This window comes from Novosphingobium sp. BL-A-28-Hi1-0D (assembly GCF_055521755.1).
In genome coordinates this window covers 1,494,668-1,513,123 of record NZ_CM145502.1, presented here as the reverse complement: position 1 = coordinate 1,513,123, position 18,456 = coordinate 1,494,668, and the positions used below count along the sequence as shown (strand labels likewise).

Here is an 18,456-nt window from a genome sequence, read left to right as displayed (position 1 = left end):
AGGCCGGAGGCTCTCGCACCTTTTCAGTTACGCCATTTCCATGACCGCAGCAGCATGGACCCCATGACCTTGCGGTATTTGGCCCGCTCGCCCGAACTGGCCTGCATCTGGGCGGCGGTTGTCGCCATATAGGCGTTGTAGGCCTTTTCGCGCGCCTCTTCCTGCGCCGGATCGGCGAACTTGGCGAATCGGGTGATCAGGAAGAAGTCCGGCTCGCCCGGGCGCTTGTTCTCGTTGCTCTGGATCTCGTAGCCGGTGATCCAGCCCTGCTTCACGGCGAAGTCCTGGCCTTTCCGCCACATTCCGGCGAGGTGATTGGCATATTCGAGATCATGCCCGTCATCGACCGAGATCATTGAAACGGTGACATAATCTCCCGGCACGACAGGATATTCCTGTGCGGCAAGTGGCGTCGCAAAGCCGAGCGCGAGCGCCGGCAGGATCATCAGCTTTTTCATGACATTCTCCCCTGTACCGCTCGCGCCGATGATCGGCGGGAGCGCGTATGCCTGGGCGGGGCGACCCTTTCTCAGCTCGTCTCAAGCCTTGCGAGACTGCGCCCGTTCGTGCTCAGGAGTCAAACGTTCCCTATGGAGGCAGGGCATGGCCGAAATCACGATCATCGAGGACGATCTTTCCGGCGAGGCGATCCGCGGCCTCGTCGCGATCCATCTTGCTGGAATGCATGCCAATTCTCCCGCCTGCAAGGTTCACGCACTGCCCGTGGAGAAGCTGCGCGAGCCCGGCGTGACGTTCTACTCGGCATGGGTTGGCGAGGCGCTGGCAGGGATGGGCGCGATCCGCGAACTTGACGCGACGCATGGCGAGTTGAAGTCCATGCGCGTCGCAAGTGATTGGTTGGGAAGGAAAATCGGCGAAGCCCTGCTGCTTCACCTGATCGGCGTCGCGCGACAACGGGGATATCGCAGGGTCAGCCTCGAAACCGGACAGGGCCCTGCCTTCGAACCCGCGCTAGGCCTCTATCGCAAGCACGGCTTCGTCAACTGCGAAGCCTTCGCCGACTACGTGCTGGACGACTTCAGCCAGTGCCTGACGCTGGAACTTGATTAACCCATATGGAGTGTTTCCCCGGGGAAACACTCCAACATGGCATTGTGCGGATTACAGCTTCCCGGTGAGTTCCGGGACGAGCGTGAAGAGGTCGCCGACGAGGCCGATGTCTGCGACCTGGAAGATCGGGGCGTCCTCGTCCTTGTTGATGGCGATGATGGTCTTGGAGTCCTTCATGCCGGCAAGGTGCTGGATCGCGCCCGAGATGCCGACGGCGATGTAGACTTCGGGAGCCACGATCTTGCCGGTCTGGCCGACCTGGTAGTCGTTGGGCACGTAGCCTGCGTCGACCGCGGCGCGTGATGCGCCGATCCCGGCGTTCAGCTTGTCGGCCAGCGGGGTGATGACCTGCTCGAAGGTCGCCGCGTCCTTCAGCGCGCGGCCGCCCGAGACGATGATCTTGGCGCTGGTCAGTTCCGGGCGCTCGCTCTTGGCGATCTCGGCGCTGACGAAAGTGCTGAGGCCGCTATCGGCGGTGGCTGCGACGGCTTCGACGCTGGCAGAGCCGCCGGTGGGGGCCGCCTTCGCAAAGGCGGTGCCGCGCACGGTGATGACCAGCTTGGCATCGCTCGATTCGACCGTGGCGATGGCGTTGCCGGCGTAGATCGGACGGGTGAAGGTCCTGGGGCCCTCCACCGAGAGGATGTCCGAGATCTGCATCACGTCGAGCAGCGCGGCAACGCGCGGGGCGACGTTCTTGCCGGTGGTCGTGGCGGGCGCGACGAAGGCGTCGAAGTTCGCCATCAGGCCCGCGACGAGCGGGGCGACGTTTTCAGCGAGCGCATTGTCGAGGCTGGCGTCGTCGGCCTTGAGCACCTTGGCAACGCCGGCGATCTGCGCAGCGGCGCTTGCGGCACCGTCGCAGTTGGCACCGGCAACCAGCGCGGTCACTTCGCCCAGCTGGCTCGCGGCGGTCACGGCGGCGAGGGTGGCGTCCTTGACCGACGCGTTGTCGTGTTCGACGAGAACGAGAACATTGGCCATGTCAGGCTACTCCCATTTCCTTGAGCTTGGCGACCAGCGTGTCGACATCGGGCACCTTGATGCCCGCGCTGCGCACCGGCGGTTCGGAGACCTTGAGCGTCTTGAGGCGCGGGGCGATGTCCACGCCGTAGTCGGCGGGGGTCTTGTTCGCCAGCGGCTTGGACTTGGCCTTCATGATGTTGGGCAGCGAGGCATAGCGCGGCTCGTTCAGGCGCAGGTCGGTGGTGACCACGGCGGGCAGAGCCAGCTTCACGGTCTGCAGACCGCCGTCGATCTCGCGCTTGACGACGACCGCGTCGCCCTCGACGCTGACTTCGTTGGCAAAGGTCCCCTGCGGGCGACCCAGCAGCGCGGCGACCATCTGGCCGACCTGGTTGCTGTCATCGTCGATCGCCTGCTTGCCGGTGATGATCAGCGCGGGCTGCTCTTCATCGGCAATGCCCTTGATGATCTTGGCCACGGCCAGCGGCTCGACCTCGGTGCCATCGTCAACCTGCACCAGGATCGCCCGGTCCGCGCCCATCGCCAGCGCCGTGCGCAACGTTTCTTGGCTCTTGGCAACGCCCACCGACACCGCCACGATCTCGGTCACCACACCCTTTTCCTTCAGGCGAATGGCTTCCTCGACCGCGATCTCGTCGAACGGGTTCATGCTCATCTTCACGTTCGCAAGATCAACACCCGTGCCGTCCGCCTTCACTCGCGGCTTCACGTTGTAGTCAATCACCCGCTTCACGCAGACCAGGGCTTTCATGTCGCTTTGCTCCTGCGATAGTCATTGCCAGATGCATGCCGCACCTATCAGCCGCCGCGATGGCTTGGTTTGGCAGGCCTGTCCACGGTAAATTTGCAAAGGTGCAAAGCTGATCTTTGCAGTTTGGTCCTGTGGTGTGCGCCTGTGAGGTCCGCACAGTAGCGATGGATTTGCGCCGCAGCTTCCTGTAAAAGAATATACATTCTAATAATGGAGGCCGAGGATGCTGAGACTGTCGCGTCAACTGGACTATGGAAAGCCCGCGCCCGCATTCGCGCTGCCGGATGTGACAGGAACGATCCGTCGGCTCGAGGACTTTGCCGACAAACCCGCGCTGCTGGTGGCGTTCATCTGCAACCATTGCCCGTTCTTGCTGCACGTCCTCGACGGCTTCATCGACTTTGCGCGCGAGTACGAGGCGAAGGGGCTGCAAGTAGTGGCGATCTCGTCGAACTGGCCCGACGATTTTCCCGAAGACGACTATCCGCACATGCAGAAACTGGCCACGGAGAAGGCCTTTCCGTTCCCTTATCTGCATGACGAGTCACAGGACGTGGCGCTGGCGTATAACGCGATCTGCACGCCCGACTTCTTCCTCTACGACCAGAGCCGCCTGCTCTATTACGCAGGCCAGTTCGACGCGAGCCGGCCGAAGATCAACCGCCCGCCCGTGCCCGGCCTCCCGCCCTTGCGCACCGACCTTCCGGTTACCGGCGAGGACATGCGCCGCGCGGTGGATGCGCTTCTGGCAGGAGAGCCCGCACCGCAGCCGCAACACCCGAGCGCAGGGTGCAGCATCAAGTGGCGGCCGGGCAAGGACCCTTCGTGGGGCTGAGCCCACAGCGATGGCAGGCAACAAAAAAGGGGAGCGGCAAGCCGCTCCCCTTTCTCTTTTGCGACCCTGCGTGGACTTAGAAGTCTACTGCAAGGCGGACGCCGTAGGTGCGCGGCGCGCCGAACTGCCAGTTGAACACGTCGTCGAACGGTCCGGCAGAGATGAAGCTGCCGTAAGTCAGAGGACGTTCATTCTCGATGTTCTTGGCAAAGGCCGTGATCGAGAAGCGGCCATTCTCGGGCTTATATTCAAGGCTCAGATCGGTCTGAGTGAATGCCTTCTGCTGGCCGTCGCGATAGTTGTAGAAATCGGTGAAGTACGAGCTCTTGAAAGTGGTGTTGGCGCTTGCCCGCAGCGTACCCGATTCGCCGAAGTCGAACGTGTGATCGTAACCTGCAGTGATCACCCATTCAGGCGAGAACGGCGGACGATTGCCTGCAAAGTTCGGCTGCTGCACGCCGGGCGTTACGGGATCGAGATCGCCGATGCCATTGAGAGCACCGGTGGTGTCGAACACGTTGAACTGGGCAAGCAGCTCCTTGTACTCGGCGTTGAGGTAGTTCACCGAAGCATGGAACCGGTCGTTATCGCTCAATGCGAAGTCGGCCGAAGCCTCAAGACCCCAAATTCTGGCCTTGCCGGCGTTGAAGGTCTGGCCGCCAACCGCAGTGTCGAGAAGGACCGAGACCTGAAGGTCCTTGTAGTCGTAGTAGAAGCCACCGAGGTTGAACTGGTGCTGGCCGCGATCACCGAAGCTCTGCTTCCAGCCCAGTTCATAGGCCGTGTTGGATTCAGGCTTGTAATCGCCAACCGAGTCAAAGCCACCGCCCTTGAAGCCCGTTGATGCCTTCGCGAAGATCAGGGTGTCGCTGTTGGGCTTGTAATTCAGCCCTACGAGCCAGGTCACCTTGTCTTCGTTGATCGACAGCGGGAAGATGGTCTTGAAGCGGAGGTCTGCGAAGTTCCTGCGAGCAGGCTGGGCACCGAACAGCAACGGGTCGGGCGGGCCAGCACCGAACGGGCCCGCGTTACGGTAGAGTGCGTCACGCGAGTTTTCGGTATAGCGAAGGCCACCGACAGCGGTCAGCGTTTCGCCAAGCGGCACTTCGACCTGACCGAACGCAGACTTGCTTTCGCTCGTGATATCGCGGCCGAAGTAAGAAAGCGTGACGACGTTGGGACCGAAGGTCGTCGCGAAGCTGCTTTCCGAGTTCACGGTTTCCTTGAAGTAGAAGCCGCCGACCTGATACGTGATTCCGCCGGCAACGCCATTGAAACGAAGCTCGTGGCTCTGCGTGCTCGTCTGCTGATTCCAGCCGAACGAGCGGTAGTTGACGGGCAGCGTGATCACCTGACCTGGCGTGCCCTCGAACTTGCGATAGCCGCCAATGTAGCTGATCGTCAGCGCATCACTGACCTCATAGGCCAGACGGCCGCGCAGTGCGTAAGTGTCCTGCGACAGCTTGCCCAGACCGAAGGCCGGTGCGGCATATTCGCCACGATTGAAAGTGGAGAGGAAGTTCGTCTGGTTCGGGACGCACAGAACCTGGCCAAGTGCGGCGTATGCCGGAGCGACCTGCGAGAAGCCGGGAGCGCTGCTGCAGTTGTTGCCCGTCGGGCCGTTGCCGGGGGCGTTGAGATCCGCAGCAGCGAAGGCCTGCGGGGTGAATTCACGCTTCGCGTACTCGCCAGCGAAGTAAACGGTCAGCCCGTCAGTGGGCTCGAGCTGGATCGAAGCGCGACCACCGTAGGACTTGTTGTCGTCAGACCGGCCACCGGCAAAGGCCGGGAAGTTGAAACCGCGCAAGTTGAACGCACCCCGCGCGGGGTGCTTCACATAGCCGTCGTGCTCGTCATAGAAACCTGCAACGCGGATTCCACCGATGTCGCCCAGCGGCACAGTCACGCCGCCGTCGAGACGAACGGCGTTGTAATTGCCGTAGCTCGCCGAAGCATTGGCCGCGAATTCCTTGCCCGGCTTGCGGGTAATGAAGTTGATCGCACCGCCGGTCGAGTTGCGGCCGTAGAGCGTACCTTGCGGGCCGCGCAGCACTTCTACGCGGTCAAGATCGAACAGCGCGATGCTGAGCGCTTGCGGGCGGTTCATGTACTCGCCGTCGATGTTCACGACAACCGAAGTGTCCTGCGCTTCATCGTTCGAATTGGTGCCGACGCCGCGGACGGTGATCTTGATCGTGCCCTGATCCTGGTTGAGCTGGACGGCAGGTGCGATCTTGCCGATGTCGTTCATGTTCGAGAAGCCGGCCTGCTGCAGCTGCTCCGCAGAGACGACGTTGATGGCAATCGGAACGTCATTGACGTTCTGCGCGCGATTCTGCGCGGTCACGATGATGACGTTGGGATCGGCTTCTTCCGCAGCCCTTTCCTGCGCGTGCGCGGGCAAAGCAAAGGCCAGCGCGCAGGCGCTAGCCAACAGGGTGCGGGTGTAAAGTGTCTTGGGCATGGTCTTCGTTTCCTCCCCAGGTGGCGCCACGTTGGGCGTGCAGGTTCTCTACCAGATTAGAATTTCAAAAACTAGAACCTAAATTCTATTGATTGCGGGCCGGGCTCACTTGGCGACCGCCCGTGTCCAGGTTGCAACGATTGCGTGCGTTCTTGATGCATCCCGTGCATCAAGTAAAATCACAACTATTTCCAGTGCCATAGCCAGAGGCTTTGGATTCCCCGAAGCATTCCGTCATGATCCGGAAATGCTAGCGCCACCCAGCAGATACAGAAAGCAAATTGCTTTCATGGTTTTTGATCAATTTTGTTGATGGAACTTTGGGCCAACAAACAAGGGCGCCAATGGCAGTGCCACTAGCGCCCGTTAGTCTTGCCGGAAGGGAAGCTTCAGCCGATGCCCATCAGCCTTGCATTGAGCGCCCGGTCAGCACCGCCGGCCGCGAAGTCGTCAAACGCGTGCTCGGTCACCCTGATGATGTGACGGTCGATGAACGGGGCGCCTTCGGCCGCACCGACTTCAGGATGCTTGAGGGCGCATTCCCATTCGAGCACGGCCCAACCGGCATAGTCGTTTGCCGCCATCTTGCTGAAGATACCGGGGAAATCGACCTGCCCATCGCCGAGCGAGCGGAACCGGCCGGGGCGATCGACCCACGACTGGTAGCCGCCGTAAACACCCGAGCGACCATTGGGGCGGAACTCGGCATCCTTCACATGGAAGCACTTGATGCGCTCGTGATAGATGTCGATGAAAGTGAGATAGTCGAGCTGCTGCAGCACGAAGTGGCTGGGATCGTAGAGGATGTTGGCGCGCGGGTGATTGCCGACGCGCTCCAGGAACATCTCGAAGGTCACGCCGTCGTGGAGGTCCTCGCCGGGATGGATCTCGTAGGCGACATCGACGCCATTCTCGTCGAAGACGTCGAGAATCGGCTTCCAGCGGCGGGCGAGTTCGTCGAAGGCATCTTCCACGAGGCCTGCCGGACGCGCGGGCCAAGGGTAGAAGTAGGGCCAGGCGAAGGCACCGGAGAACGATGCGTGCGCCGTGAGGCCGAGGTTGCTGCTGGCCTTGGCGGCGTACTTCAGCTGCTGCACCGCCCATGCCTGCCGGGCGGCGGGATTGCCGTGGACCGATTCGGGGGCAAAGCCATCAAACTGCGCATCGAAGGCCGGATGCACGGCCACGAGCTGGCCTTGCAGGTGGGTCGAGAGTTCGGTGATCTCCAGCCCCTTGTCGGCGAGCAGGCCCTTGACCTCGTCGCAATAGGTCTGGCTGGTGGCGGCCTTTTCGAGATCGAACAGGCGTCCATCCCAGCTGGGGATCTGGATGCCCTTGTAGCCGAGGCCTGCCACCCAGTCGGCGATCGTCTCGAGGCTGTTGAACGGGGCATTGTCGCCAGCGAACTGGGCAAGGAAGATGCCCGGGCCCTTGATGGTCTTCATTGCGCAATGCTCCTCAAAGCTTGACCCAGCCCGCGTTGTCGCGGCTGGCGGAAACGGCGGTGTCGATGAAGGTCATGCCGCGCACGCCCTCGGCAATGCCGGGGAGCAGCGGTGCGGCATCGCCGCGCACCAGCATGGCGAAATCGCGATAGAGATTGGCAAAGGCTTCAAGATAGCCTTCGGGATGGCCGCCCGGCGTGCGCGTGCGCGAGGTGGCGTCGCTGCCGAGCACGCCGGTGCCCGAGCGGACCAGCGTGCAGGTGCCATCGAGCCGGTTGATGGTGAGGGTGTTTGGCTCTTCCTGCTTCCAGGTGACGCCGCCCTTGTCGCCATAGGCGCGGATGCGCAGGCCATTGAGTTCGCCCACTTCGATCTGGCTGGCGAGAAGTACGCCGCGCGCCCCGTTTTCGAAGCGCAGCAGGATCGAGCAGTCATCGTCGAGCAGGCGGCCGGGAACAACTGCGCCCAGATCGGCAAGCAGTTCGGTCACGCGCAGGCCGGTGACGAATTCGGCAAGCTGGAAGGCATGGACGCCAATATCGCTGATGCATCCGCCCAATCCTGCCTTCGCAGGGTCCACGCGCCATTCGGCCTGCTTGCCGACCGCTTCGCCTGCGAGCCAGCCTTGTGGGTACTCGACGACGACCTTGCGCACTGTGCCGATCTCGCCAGCCGCGATCCGGGCACGCGCCTCGCGCACCAGGGGATAGCCGGAATACGTGTAAGTCACGCCAAACGGCTTGCCTGCTGCGGCAACGAGGCCTGCCAGTTCGTGCGCCTCGGCCAACGTTGCCGTGAGCGGCTTGTCGGTGATTACCGGCAGACCGGCGGCGAGCGCGGCGCGCGCCGACGGCAGGTGGTTGTGGTTTGGCGTGACGATCGAGACGAAGTCGATGCCGTCGGCACGGCTCTGCTCGGCAGCGAACATCGCGTCGAGCGAGGGATAGGCGCGGGCCGGATCGATGCGGTAACTTTCGCCTGCCGCTGCGCTGCGGGCGGCGTCGCTTGAGAAGACGCCGGCGACCAGTTCGATTTCGTGATCAAGCTCTGCGGCGAAACGATGCACGGGGCCGATGAACGCTCCGGGGCCTCCGCCGATCATTCCCATCCTCAAGCGTCGCATCCATCTCTCCCTGACGTGTCATCGGGCCAACCTGCCCGGACATCATTAGAAACTTCATTCTATTTTGTAATCTGGCCGGGTCAAGAGAGTGGATCATTTAGCCATCGCGTTCTACCGCAATTCGTGCAAAGTAAGACCCATGCATTCTAGTATTGATGTTTCAAGGATTGACGGCAGATAATGGCTCGAGGCGGCGAAACGCAGGTGGAAGAACCCGGACTCGCGGTGGAAACCGTCAGCCGCAAGCCCCAGCAGGGCCGCAGCAAGGCCTCGCTCGAGCGGATGCTGGTCGCTGCGCGCGAACTGATGCTGGAACGCGGCAGCGAGGATTTCACGCTGCAGGACGTGAACCAGCGCGGCAACGTCTCGATCGGCTCGATCTACCTGCGCTTCCAGAGCAAGGAGAACCTTGTCCGTGCCGTGATCGCGCGTGCGCTGGAAGACCTTGCCCAGACCGAAGAGGCGATGGTGCAGGAAGTGCTTTCGCAATCGCCCACGCTCGACGAGTTCATGCCGCGCTATGTGGCAGGCTATGCCGAAGTGCTGCGTGTCAACGCGCCGTTGCTGCGCCTCGCGATGGAGCGCGCCTCATTCGATCCGCTGGTATCAAAGCCCGGCAAGGACCACGCCCTGCGCGCCACCGAGCGCGGCATGCAGGCGATGCTGCAATACCGCGCCGACTTTGGCGGGAGCGATCACGAGACCAAGGCCAATTCGGCGTACAAGGTCGTCTTCGCCACCATGGCGCGGCAGCTGAGCCTCGGCTCCTCGGGCGAAGCGGCGCACGACTACGACTGGGAAGTGCTCAAGCGCGAACTCGGCCGGATGTGCCTCGCCTACCTGCGCGCACCCTGACTGTCAGGATTCAAGCAGCCGCTTCATGATCGCGCGGACTTCTTCCGCCATGTCCGGGCGTTCGAGTGCCAGAGACAGCGTCGCCTCGACAAAGCCGGTCTTGCTCCCGCAGTCGAAGCGGCGTCCGGCGAAGGTCACCGCGTGGAACGGCTGCTGGCCGATCATCCGCGCCATCGCATCGGTCAGCTGGATCTCGCCACCTGCACCCTTTTCCTGGCTTTCGAGCGTGCGCATCACCTCAGGCTGGAGAATGTAGCGGCCAGAGATGATCAGGTTAGACGGGGCATCCTCGCGCCTGGGCTTCTCGACCAGACCGGTCACTTCCGTGAGCGTATCAGAAACGCGCGCGCCCGGCGCGATCACGCCATAACTTGAAACCTCTTCCTCGGGCACTTCGAGCACCGAGATCAGGTTGCCGCCGACTTCGTTGTAGGCATCGACCATCTGCTTCATGCAGCCGGGGCTGCCGACCATCATCTCGTCGGGCAGGAAAATGGCGAAGGGTTCGTCGCCGACCACGGCGCGGGCGCACCAGATCGCGTGACCGAGGCCCATCGGCACCTGCTGGCGCACGGTAACGAGGTTGCCGGGCAGGATACGCGTGGCGTCAAGCACTTCGAGGTGCTTGCCACGATCTTCCATCGTCCGCTCGAGTTCGTAGGCGGTGTCGAAATGCTCGACGATCGCCGTCTTGCCGCGACCGGTCACGAAGATGAGTTGCTCGATACCGGCCTCGCGCGCTTCGTCGACCGCATACTGAATCAGCGGGCGGTCGATGATCGGCAACATTTCCTTGGGGATGGCCTTGGTGGCGGGAAGAAAGCGGGTGCCAAGCCCTGCAACCGGGAAAACGGCCTTGCGGATCGGCTTTTGTGCCACGTTCAAACTCATTTGCCTGCGGTATCCGTGATTTGTTGCACCCTCATGATGCACTGCACAATTACTTAGGTTGAATGTCAAGCACGTGGCACAACGTTAACGTATGCCCCAAGCTTGCACAGGCCCGCAAACCGGTTAAACGGCAGCGATGGACAAGATCATTATCCGCGGCGGCAAGCGCCTTTCGGGAACGGTACCGGTCTCCGGTGCAAAGAATTCGGCACTCACCCTGCTGCCATGCGCGCTGCTGACCGACGAGCCGGTGACACTGCGCAACCTGCCGCGCCTGGCTGACATCGACGGTTTCCAGCACCTGATGAACCAGTTCGGCGTCTCGACCTCGATCGCGGGCGCACGGCCGGAAGACTTCGGCCGCGTGATGACGCTGCAGGCGACGCGCCTGACCTCGTCGGTCGCGCCTTACGATCTCGTGCGCAAGATGCGCGCCTCGATCCTCGTGCTCGGCCCGATGCTGGCGCGTGCGGGCGAGGCCACGGTTTCGCTCCCCGGCGGCTGCGCCATCGGCAATCGTCCGATCGATCTGCACCTGAAGGCGCTTGAAGCGCTCGGCGCGCAGATCGAACTGGCTGCCGGTTACGTGCGCGCGATTGCGCCTGATGGTGGCTTGCCGGGCGGGCGCTATTCCTTCCCGGTCGTGTCCGTCGGCGCAACCGAGAACGCGCTGATGACCGCTGTGCTGTGCAAGGGCAAGTCCACCCTGCACAACGCTGCGCGCGAGCCGGAGATCGTCGATCTTTGCAACCTGCTCGTCGCCATGGGCGCGCAGATCGAAGGTATCGGCACGTCGGATCTGACGATCCATGGCGTCGACCGCCTGCACGGCGCGACCTACATGGTCATGCCTGACCGTATCGAGGCGGGCTCCTATGCCTGTGCCGCGGCGATCACCGGGGGCGAGGTCATGCTGCAGGGTGCGCGCATCGAGGAGATGGAAGCGACGGTGCAGGCGCTGCGCGATGCAGGCGTGCACGTGGAACCGCGCAAGGGTGGCATCTTCGTGGCGGCTGAAGGGCCGCTCAAGCCCGTGACGCTTTCGACCGCGCCTTACCCCGGCTTTGCCACCGACATGCAGGCGCAGCTGATGGCGATGCTGTGCCTTGCCAAGGGATCGTCGGTGCTGACCGAGACGATCTTCGAGAACCGCTACATGCACGTGCCCGAACTCAACCGCATGGGCGCGCGGATCGAGACCAAGGGCCGCACCGCCGTGGTCCATGGCGTTGAAAAGCTGACCGGCGCCGAAGTGATGGCGACCGACCTTCGCGCCTCGATGAGCCTGGTGATCGCCGGCCTTGCTGCCGAGGGCGAGACGCAGGTGCACCGCCTGTACCACCTCGACCGTGGGTACGAGCGGCTTGAGGAAAAGCTGTCATTGCTCGGCGCGGAAATCGAGCGCGTCGGCGGGGATTAATCCAGCCGCACCTTGCCGCGCCCGGCCTTTACCGCGCCTCTGATCTTCTTGCCTGCCAGCCGCTCGGTCTTGCCGACGCGGTTGAGGCGGGTCTTGGCGCGCTTTTGCGGCAGGTTGCAGGCCTCGCGCAGCAGTTCGGACAGGCGCTTCCTTGCGTCTTCGCGGTTCTGTTCCTGCGTGCGGTAGCTGCGCGCGGTCAGGACGATTTCGCCCTTGGCGGTCATCTTGCTGCCCGCAAGGGTCTTGAGGCGGTGGAAGATCTCCGGCGGCAAGCGCAGCATGAAGACGTCGAGCCGCAGCTGGACTGCCGTGGCCACCTTGTTGACGTTCTGACCGCCCGGCCCCGCCGATGCGATGAAGCTTTCTTCGACCAGCGTCAGCGCATGGGCGACGAGAGCATCGGGCGACATTTCAGGCCCCAGTGTCAGGTCGTTCGGCGGCCGGCTGATCGCCGTCTGTCTGTTCAGCCACTGGCAGTTCGAAAGCAAAGGCAGCGAAATCGAGCGGCATCGGCGAGTAGGCGTCAATCGGCTCCTTGCCTTCGCGCATGACCTTCAGTTCCGAAGCGTGGAGCATCGTGCGCCAGGCGACCTTGCCGTCACCATAGACCGGATCGCCGACCAGCGCATGACCCAACCCGGCCAGCGCATGAATGCGGATCTGGTGGGTGCGGCCGGTCTCGGGGCGGAATTCCACCAGCGTCATGCCGGGCTTGCGCGACAGGACTTTCCAGTGGGTGACCGAAGGCTTGCCCTTCTTCGCCGGGATCATCCGCCAGCCCTTTTCGGCCGAGCTGATCTTCGAAAGCGCAAGGTCGATGGTGCCGCTCTCGCCCTGAACTTCACCGGCGACGATGCCGAGATAGACTTTCTCCACCTCGCGCGCCTCGAACGCGGCGGCAAAACGCTTGAGCGCCTTGGGATTGCGGGCGAGCAGCAGGCAGCCCGAGGTGTCCTGATCGAGACGGTGGACGGGATGCGGTTCGCGCTGGAAACCGAAGCGCAGGGCATCGAGGTGGTCCTCAAGGCACGGGCCGCCTGCGCGTGGACGGTCGAGCGGCAGGCCCGCAGGCTTGTCGATGACCAGGGCTTCGCCGTCTTCGAACAGGATGGAAAAATCGATCACGCTACGGCCTTTGCTATACGCCGGAGCGCTTCTTCGAGTTTGGATTCATCAGCGGCAAAGCTGATACGGAAGCCGTCCTTGCCGCCAAATGCGGAAGCCGGAACAACCGCCACGCCGCTTTCCAGCAGGTGCAGGCACAGCGCCTCGTCATCCCCGAAGCGCGCCATCAGCGGGGCGGCATCGACCATGCAGTAGAATGCGCCATCGGGGATCGGGGTGGAGAGGCCGGGGATCGCGTTGATCGCCGAGCAGACCATGTCACGCCGCGCGCGGAAGCGTTCGCGCCAGTCGAGCAGGAATTCCTGCGGGCCTTCAAAGGCGGCGACAGCGGCGGCCTGGGAGATCGAGGCGGGGTTGCCCGAGGAGTGCGACTGCAGCCGTCCCATCGCGCCGATCAGCCATGCCGGGCCTGCCGAGACGCCGATGCGGAAGCCGGTCATGGCGTGGCTCTTGGACACACCGGAAACGGTCAGGATTCGGTCGGCCAAGTCCGGGCATTCGACTGCGAGCGTGGCGTGGAGGCCTTCGCCAAAACGCAGCGGAGCGTAGATGTCATCGCTCATCACCAGCACGCGCGGGTGGCGGCGCAGGACTTCACCCAACGCGCGCAGTTCATCAGCCGGGTAGGTCGCGCCAGTCGGATTGCCGGGGCTGTTGAGCAGGAGCCAGCGGGTGGCGGGGGTAATGGCTGCTTCAAGCTGGGCGGACGTGATGCGGAAGCCGCCTGCAGCCGTGGTTGGCAGGTCCACCACTTCGGCGCCTGCAAAGCGCACGATTTCAGGGTAGCTGACCCACCATGGGCTCGGCACCAGCACCTCGTCACCAGGGTCCAGCGTGGCGAGCAGGGCATGGAAGATCGCCTGCTTGCCGCCCGCGCTGACGATCACCTGAGACGGCGGCACCGTGATGCCAAGATCGCGCTTGAAGTGCAGCGCGGCGGCCTCGCGCAAACGCTGCGTGCCGACGACAGCGGTGTATTTGGTATCGCCTGCGTCGAGCGCGTCCTTCGCGGCCTGCACCACGTGCGCAGGGGTGGCGAAGTCGGGTTCGCCCACCGAGAGCGAAATCACATCACGCCCTTCGGCGCGAAGCTGGATGGCGCGGTCGGTGATGGCGGTGGTGCGCGAAGGCGCGATCCGCGCGAGGGCTTTCGAAAGCTGGGTCATGGGGTTCAGGAGCCGAGCAGGCGCGCGGGGATGAGGCCGCGCAGGGCATTGCCGACGAGGAAGCCGCCCGCCAGATCTTCGAGTGTCAGGTCCGCCTCGACCGCGCGGCCCGCCTCGAGCAGCGAGCGGCGCAATACGCCCGGCAGCAAGCCGAGATCGGCGCGCGGGGTGAGCAGCTTGCCGTCGCGCTCGACGAACAGGTTGGTGAACGTGCCTTCGGTGAGCAAGCCATCATCGCGTAGGAACAACGCCTCGCCCGCGCCCGCCTGCTTCGCGGCGGCAAGGCCTGCTTCGTAGAAGCCACGGTCGGTGGTCTTGTGGCGCAGGCGCCAATCGCCGTCCGAAACCGGCAGTGGAAGGACGGCGCAGGTCAGGCTTTCCAGCGGTGCGGGCATGGCGCTGGCGTCCAGCGCGTGGGCGCCGCCCTTCGAGGCGACGAGACGCACTTTTGCGGGCGCTTCCAGATCGAAGCACAGCGCGTGGATGGCATTGCGCACGGCGTGGCGATCAAAGCTGAAGCCCAGCGCCAGCGCGCTCGCCTTCATCCGTTCAAGATGCAGTTCGAGCAGTTCGATGCCCTTGGCGGGATCGAAGGCCATCGTCTCGATCAGATCGGCGTGCCCGGCAGACAAGCGCAAGAAATTCCCCTTCACCACGCATTCGCGCCATTCGCCGATCATCTCGGAATCGGCAACCACCGCCGAGCCCACGCCCATCACGGCGCGGCCATCGGGCGACAGGCGTACGGTGCGGATTGCCACATTGAACGCGGCATCGCCAGAGGGGTCGATGCGTCCTATCGAGCCGCAATAAGCCCCGCGCGCATCACGCTCTGCCTGATGGATGATCTCCATCGCGCGGATCTTGGGCGCGCCGGTGATCGAGCCGCAGGGGAAGATCGCGCGGAGCAGGCTGCGGACGTCCTGGCCTGAATCCAACTCTGCCCTAACTGTCGTGACCATCTGGTGAACTGTGGGGTATGTCTCGATGGCAAACGGGGACTCGACGCGCACCGAACCGGGGCGCGAGACGCGCGAGAGGTCGTTGCGCATGAGGTCGACGATCATCAGGTTCTCGGCGCGGTCTTTCACGCTCGCGGAGAGGTCCGCCTTGAAGCGCGCGTCCTCTTCCGGCGTGGCGCCGCGCGGGGCCGTGCCCTTCATCGGGCGCACCCGTGCCTCCCCGCCAGAGAGCTTGAAGAACAGTTCGGGCGAGAACGAGAGGTGCCAGTGTGCGCCGTCCCAGATCACGCCGCCGTAGCCCGCGCGGGCATCGCAGCGGACATCGGCATAGATTGCAAGCGGATCGCCGTCCCACGTTCCGGCGAGCGGAAACGTGAGGTTTGCCTGATAGATGTCGCCCGCGCGGATCGCTTCCTGGACGAGATTGAAGGCATTGGCATAGCCGCCCGAGGAGATCGCCGCGCCCATCGGGCCGAGTCTGCCGGAGCCTGTGGCGGTATTCGCCAGCCAGCGTTCGACCTCGGCGCTGGCCATGCGGGTGACCTTGCCGAACCTTGCAAACCACACCAGCGGTCCGGCTGCGCCAGTGCGTTCCGCCGCAAGCTTGGCAAGGCGGGGTTCGAGGGCGAGGCCTGCTTCATAGGCGAGGTAGCCTGCCCAGTGGCCCGGCGTCGCGGCGATCTGCGCAAGCGCCGCTTCCACTTCGTCTGCACGGCGGGCCACTACGAGTTCGAGCACGTCCTCATAGAGGCGCGCATCGCTGGCGCCTTGGTCGCGGGCATCGTCGAGCAGGATGAAGGGGGCGCGGGTCATGGCTTTCCGGCGCGCTCTAGCCGTTCCCCGCTCCGGATGCAAAAACCCCTCGCAAGGCCGCGTGGGCCGTCCTAGTCTTGGGCCAAATCGATGGGGTGCTGTGCATGGACGATATCTACCTTGGCCTTGGTTCCAACGGCGAACGGCAGGTGCTGCGCCTTGGCCGCGCCAACCGCCACGGGCTGATCGCGGGCGCGACCGGGACCGGCAAGACGGTGACGCTGCAGGGCGTTGCCGAACAGTTTTCCGCGCGCGGCGTACCCGTGTTCATGGCCGACGTGAAAGGCGACCTTGCGGGCATCGCCATGCCGGGCAGCCCGACCTTCAAGCACGCCGCTTCGCTCGAAGCGCGCGCCAAGGAACTGGGCATCGAGGACTATGCCTATTCCGACAATCCGGCGGTGTTCTGGGATCTTTATGGCGAGAGCGGCCACCCGATCCGTACCACGATTTCGGAGATGGGCCCGCTGCTGCTGTCACGGCTGATGGGCCTCAATGAAACGCAGGAAGGCGTGCTCAACATCGCCTTCCGCTATGCCGATGACAACGCGCTGCTGCTGATCGACCTGCCCGATCTGCAATCGGTGCTGATGGCCTGCGCCGAGAATGCCAGCGCGCTTTCGGGCAAGTACGGCAATGTATCCAAGGCCAGCGTCGGCACGATCCAGCGGCAATTGCTGGCGTTTGAAAGCCAGGGCGCGGACCGGTTCTTCGGCGAACCGGCGTTCGAGGTGAACGATTTTCTGAAAGTGGACGATCAGGGCCGGGGCATGGTCAACGTGCTCGCCGCCGACAAGCTGATGCAGAGCCCCAAGCTCTATGCCACGTTCCTGCTGTGGCTGCTGTCCGAACTGTTCGAAGCGCTGCCTGAAGTGGGCGATCCGGAAAAGCCGTGCCTGGTGTTCTTCTTCGATGAAGCGCACCTGCTGTTCGAGGACGCGCCCGATGCGCTGATGGACAAGGTGGAGCAAGTGGTGCGCCTGATCCGCTCAAAGGGCGTGGGCGTCTATTTCATCTCGCAGAACCCGATCGACATTCCCGAGAAGATCGCGGGCCAGCTCGGCAACCGCGTGCAGCACGCCCTGCGCGCCTTCACCCCGCGCGACCAGAAGGCAATCCGCGCGGCGGCCGAGACTTTCCGCATCAACAAGGACCTCGATGTCGAGACGGTCATCACCGAACTGAAAGTGGGCGAGGCGCTGGTCTCGACGCTGGACGATGACGGCGCACCTTCGGTCGTCCAGCGCACCCTGATCGCCCCGCCGCGCTCGCGCCTCGGGCCGCTCAGCCCGAACGAGCGCGCGGTGATCCAGTCGGTCAGCCCGTTCGACGGCAAGTACGATACGGCGGTGAACCGCGAATCCGCCGCCGAAGTGCTGGCGCAAAAAGCGGCTGATGCCGCCGCAGCGGCGCAGCAGGTGGAGGAGCAGGGCGAAGAGGCACAACGCGCCTCGCCGCGCCGGACCACGACCATGTGGGAGCGCGCGGGCAAGGCGGCGGCGGGCGCGGTCGCCTCATCCGCAGGCGCGGTGATCGCCGCCAGCATCACCGGCAAGAAATCCCGCGCGGCACCGGTGGCTTCAGGGGTTACGGCAATGGTCGGCTCGATCGCGACGTCGATCGGCGGGGAAGCACTTGGCCGCTTCGCGCGGGGGATTTTGGGTGGGTTGTTGCGTTAAGGTTTGGACTGGAAGGATGATTCCGTGATGGCCGAGTCGGCAGTTATCCGCCATTTTGCGGTGAAAGCAGACTTTCCGGATACGACGCCATTTCGGTCATAGCGCTAACATGCAATACCTAGAATGCGAGTAGGTGAGCGAGCATGATGCCATCAGACAACGAGACTTGGCTCATCGATACGGGCGACGACGTCATCCAGAAAAAGTCCGAGCAGGGTCGGAATGCCCTCACCACCTGCGAGCGCTTAATTCATTGCGTTTGGGTAGCAGACTACAGCATGCGGAGTGCCGGTGATCTGCTCACGGCGTCAGACCTCTACCCGCCTTTTCAGGAGGAGGCCGCGCGACTTGCGGGCGAGTTAGCACTTGCGAGGACCACAGCGGCTTTCAGTTTGCCAGCAGCGGAGTTGGAGCGAGCCTACTTTGATGCGTTCGATGATGTCTGCGCGGAGCTTCAAGACTGCCTAAGAACCTGACAGCAAAAATCCACCCCAAAGCAGTCAACATGCTCCCAGCAATGAGGACCCAAAACCCGTCGTCCCGGACTTGATCCGGGACTTGGCTTTTCTTGTTCAGCGCTGGGCTGCGAAGAGAAGCCAAGCCCCGTGTCGAGCACGGGGCGACGGTTAGTTTGTTTGGAAGTTCTTCGCTTTCCACCCTTCTCTGCCGCTCTATCCGCTGGCAGCGATCTAAAGCGGTGTGGGCCAGTTTGGATCGCGTCGAATAGGGGAATTGCGGAAGATTGCGACGGTTAAAGACCTCACCCGCTCACCCTGAGCCTGTCGAAGGGTGCTGGCGCGGCGGTTGCGCCGGGTGCTTCGACAAGCTCAGCATGAGCGGGGTTGGATTGGTGGATTGCCTCTTTGACA

The 18,456-nt window shown here is 63.5% G+C and carries 17 protein-coding genes; 6 read left to right on the top strand and 11 right to left on the bottom strand.

Features of this window, described 5'->3' with window-relative positions:
* Positions 1-23 precede the first annotated feature (23 nt).
* Positions 24-458, bottom strand: a complete 435-nt coding sequence (locus ACZ1JW_RS07485) for a hypothetical protein (protein WP_465124143.1) — start codon at positions 456-458, stop codon at positions 24-26.
* A gap of 145 nt (positions 459-603) precedes the next feature.
* On the opposite strand from ACZ1JW_RS07485, the gene ACZ1JW_RS07480 reads away from it, so the two are divergent.
* Entirely contained in the window at positions 604-1,071 is a 468-nt protein-coding gene (locus ACZ1JW_RS07480) for a GNAT family N-acetyltransferase (RefSeq protein ID WP_465142513.1), read from the top strand.
* A gap of 51 nt (positions 1,072-1,122) precedes the next feature.
* Here the strand turns inward: ACZ1JW_RS07480 and ACZ1JW_RS07475 are convergent, their stop codons facing one another.
* Both ACZ1JW_RS07475 and ACZ1JW_RS07470 read right to left on the bottom strand, forming a co-directional pair.
* The gene (locus ACZ1JW_RS07475) at positions 1,123-2,055 is read right to left on the bottom strand and encodes an electron transfer flavoprotein subunit alpha/FixB family protein (RefSeq protein ID WP_465142048.1); all 933 of its coding nucleotides are present in this window, start codon (positions 2,053-2,055) and stop codon (positions 1,123-1,125) included.
* Position 2,056: 1 nt separating this feature from the next.
* A complete protein-coding gene (locus tag ACZ1JW_RS07470; protein ID WP_465142049.1) occupies positions 2,057-2,809 on the bottom strand; it encodes an electron transfer flavoprotein subunit beta/FixA family protein in 753 nt (250 codons plus the stop codon).
* A 223-nt stretch (positions 2,810-3,032) separates the two neighbouring features.
* Here ACZ1JW_RS07470 and ACZ1JW_RS07465 point away from each other — a divergent pair, with 223 nt between their 5' ends.
* On the top strand, positions 3,033-3,644 hold the full coding sequence (locus ACZ1JW_RS07465) for a thioredoxin family protein (RefSeq protein ID WP_465142512.1): 612 nt from the start codon (positions 3,033-3,035) through the stop codon (positions 3,642-3,644).
* A 76-nt stretch (positions 3,645-3,720) separates the two neighbouring features.
* Here ACZ1JW_RS07465 and ACZ1JW_RS07460 read toward each other — a convergent pair whose 3' ends face one another.
* The 3 genes from ACZ1JW_RS07460 to ACZ1JW_RS07450 all read right to left on the bottom strand — a co-directional run bounded on the left by ACZ1JW_RS07460 (position 3,721) and on the right by ACZ1JW_RS07450 (position 8,676).
* On the bottom strand, positions 3,721-6,108 hold the full coding sequence (locus ACZ1JW_RS07460) for a TonB-dependent receptor (RefSeq protein WP_465142511.1): 2,388 nt from the start codon (positions 6,106-6,108) through the stop codon (positions 3,721-3,723).
* Positions 6,109-6,497: 389 nt separating this feature from the next.
* Complete coding sequence (locus ACZ1JW_RS07455) at positions 6,498-7,553, bottom strand: sugar phosphate isomerase/epimerase family protein (protein ID WP_465142510.1); 1,056 nt, start codon at positions 7,551-7,553, stop codon at positions 6,498-6,500.
* A 13-nt stretch (positions 7,554-7,566) separates the two neighbouring features.
* A complete protein-coding gene (locus tag ACZ1JW_RS07450) occupies positions 7,567-8,676 on the bottom strand; it encodes a Gfo/Idh/MocA family protein (protein ID WP_465142509.1) in 1,110 nt (369 codons plus the stop codon).
* Positions 8,677-8,880: 204 nt separating this feature from the next.
* Between ACZ1JW_RS07450 and ACZ1JW_RS07445 the strand changes: the two genes are divergently transcribed.
* Positions 8,881-9,531 (top strand): TetR/AcrR family transcriptional regulator, encoded by a 651-nt coding sequence (locus ACZ1JW_RS07445; RefSeq protein ID WP_465124151.1) that lies wholly within the window; start codon positions 8,881-8,883, stop codon positions 9,529-9,531.
* 3 nt (positions 9,532-9,534) lie between these two features.
* Here ACZ1JW_RS07445 and galU read toward each other — a convergent pair whose 3' ends face one another.
* Positions 9,535-10,422, bottom strand: a complete 888-nt coding sequence (gene galU / locus ACZ1JW_RS07440) for a UTP--glucose-1-phosphate uridylyltransferase GalU (RefSeq protein ID WP_465142508.1) — start codon at positions 10,420-10,422, stop codon at positions 9,535-9,537.
* Positions 10,423-10,558: 136 nt separating this feature from the next.
* Between galU and murA the strand changes: the two genes are divergently transcribed.
* Complete coding sequence (murA, locus tag ACZ1JW_RS07435; protein ID WP_465124153.1) at positions 10,559-11,842, top strand: UDP-N-acetylglucosamine 1-carboxyvinyltransferase; 1,284 nt, start codon at positions 10,559-10,561, stop codon at positions 11,840-11,842.
* On the opposite strand, the gene arfB is transcribed toward murA, so the two are convergent.
* From arfB to pabB, 4 genes are read right to left on the bottom strand one after another with little or no spacing between them, the layout of a single operon-like run.
* Positions 11,839-12,252, bottom strand: coding sequence for an alternative ribosome rescue aminoacyl-tRNA hydrolase ArfB (gene arfB / locus ACZ1JW_RS07430; RefSeq protein WP_465124154.1), 414 nt, complete (start codon positions 12,250-12,252; stop codon positions 11,839-11,841). The genes murA and arfB overlap by 4 nt on opposite strands.
* A gap of 1 nt (position 12,253) precedes the next feature.
* Positions 12,254-12,964, bottom strand: coding sequence for an RluA family pseudouridine synthase (locus tag ACZ1JW_RS07425; protein ID WP_465126423.1), 711 nt, complete (start codon positions 12,962-12,964; stop codon positions 12,254-12,256).
* Entirely contained in the window at positions 12,964-14,133 is a 1,170-nt protein-coding gene (locus ACZ1JW_RS07420) for a pyridoxal phosphate-dependent aminotransferase (protein ID WP_465142507.1), read from the bottom strand. The genes ACZ1JW_RS07425 and ACZ1JW_RS07420 overlap by 1 nt, the downstream gene beginning before the upstream one ends.
* A gap of 5 nt (positions 14,134-14,138) precedes the next feature.
* The gene (pabB, locus tag ACZ1JW_RS07415; protein ID WP_465142506.1) at positions 14,139-15,908 is read right to left on the bottom strand and encodes an aminodeoxychorismate synthase component I; all 1,770 of its coding nucleotides are present in this window, start codon (positions 15,906-15,908) and stop codon (positions 14,139-14,141) included.
* A 104-nt stretch (positions 15,909-16,012) separates the two neighbouring features.
* Here pabB and ACZ1JW_RS07410 point away from each other — a divergent pair, with 104 nt between their 5' ends.
* Both ACZ1JW_RS07410 and ACZ1JW_RS07405 read left to right on the top strand, forming a co-directional pair.
* The gene (locus tag ACZ1JW_RS07410; protein ID WP_465142505.1) at positions 16,013-17,587 is read left to right on the top strand and encodes a helicase HerA-like domain-containing protein; all 1,575 of its coding nucleotides are present in this window, start codon (positions 16,013-16,015) and stop codon (positions 17,585-17,587) included.
* Positions 17,588-17,730: 143 nt separating this feature from the next.
* Positions 17,731-18,063 carry a hypothetical protein gene (locus tag ACZ1JW_RS07405; protein WP_465142504.1) on the top strand — a complete coding sequence of 111 codons (333 nt, stop codon included), beginning with the start codon at positions 17,731-17,733 and terminating at the stop codon, positions 18,061-18,063.
* Positions 18,064-18,456 lie beyond the last annotated feature (393 nt).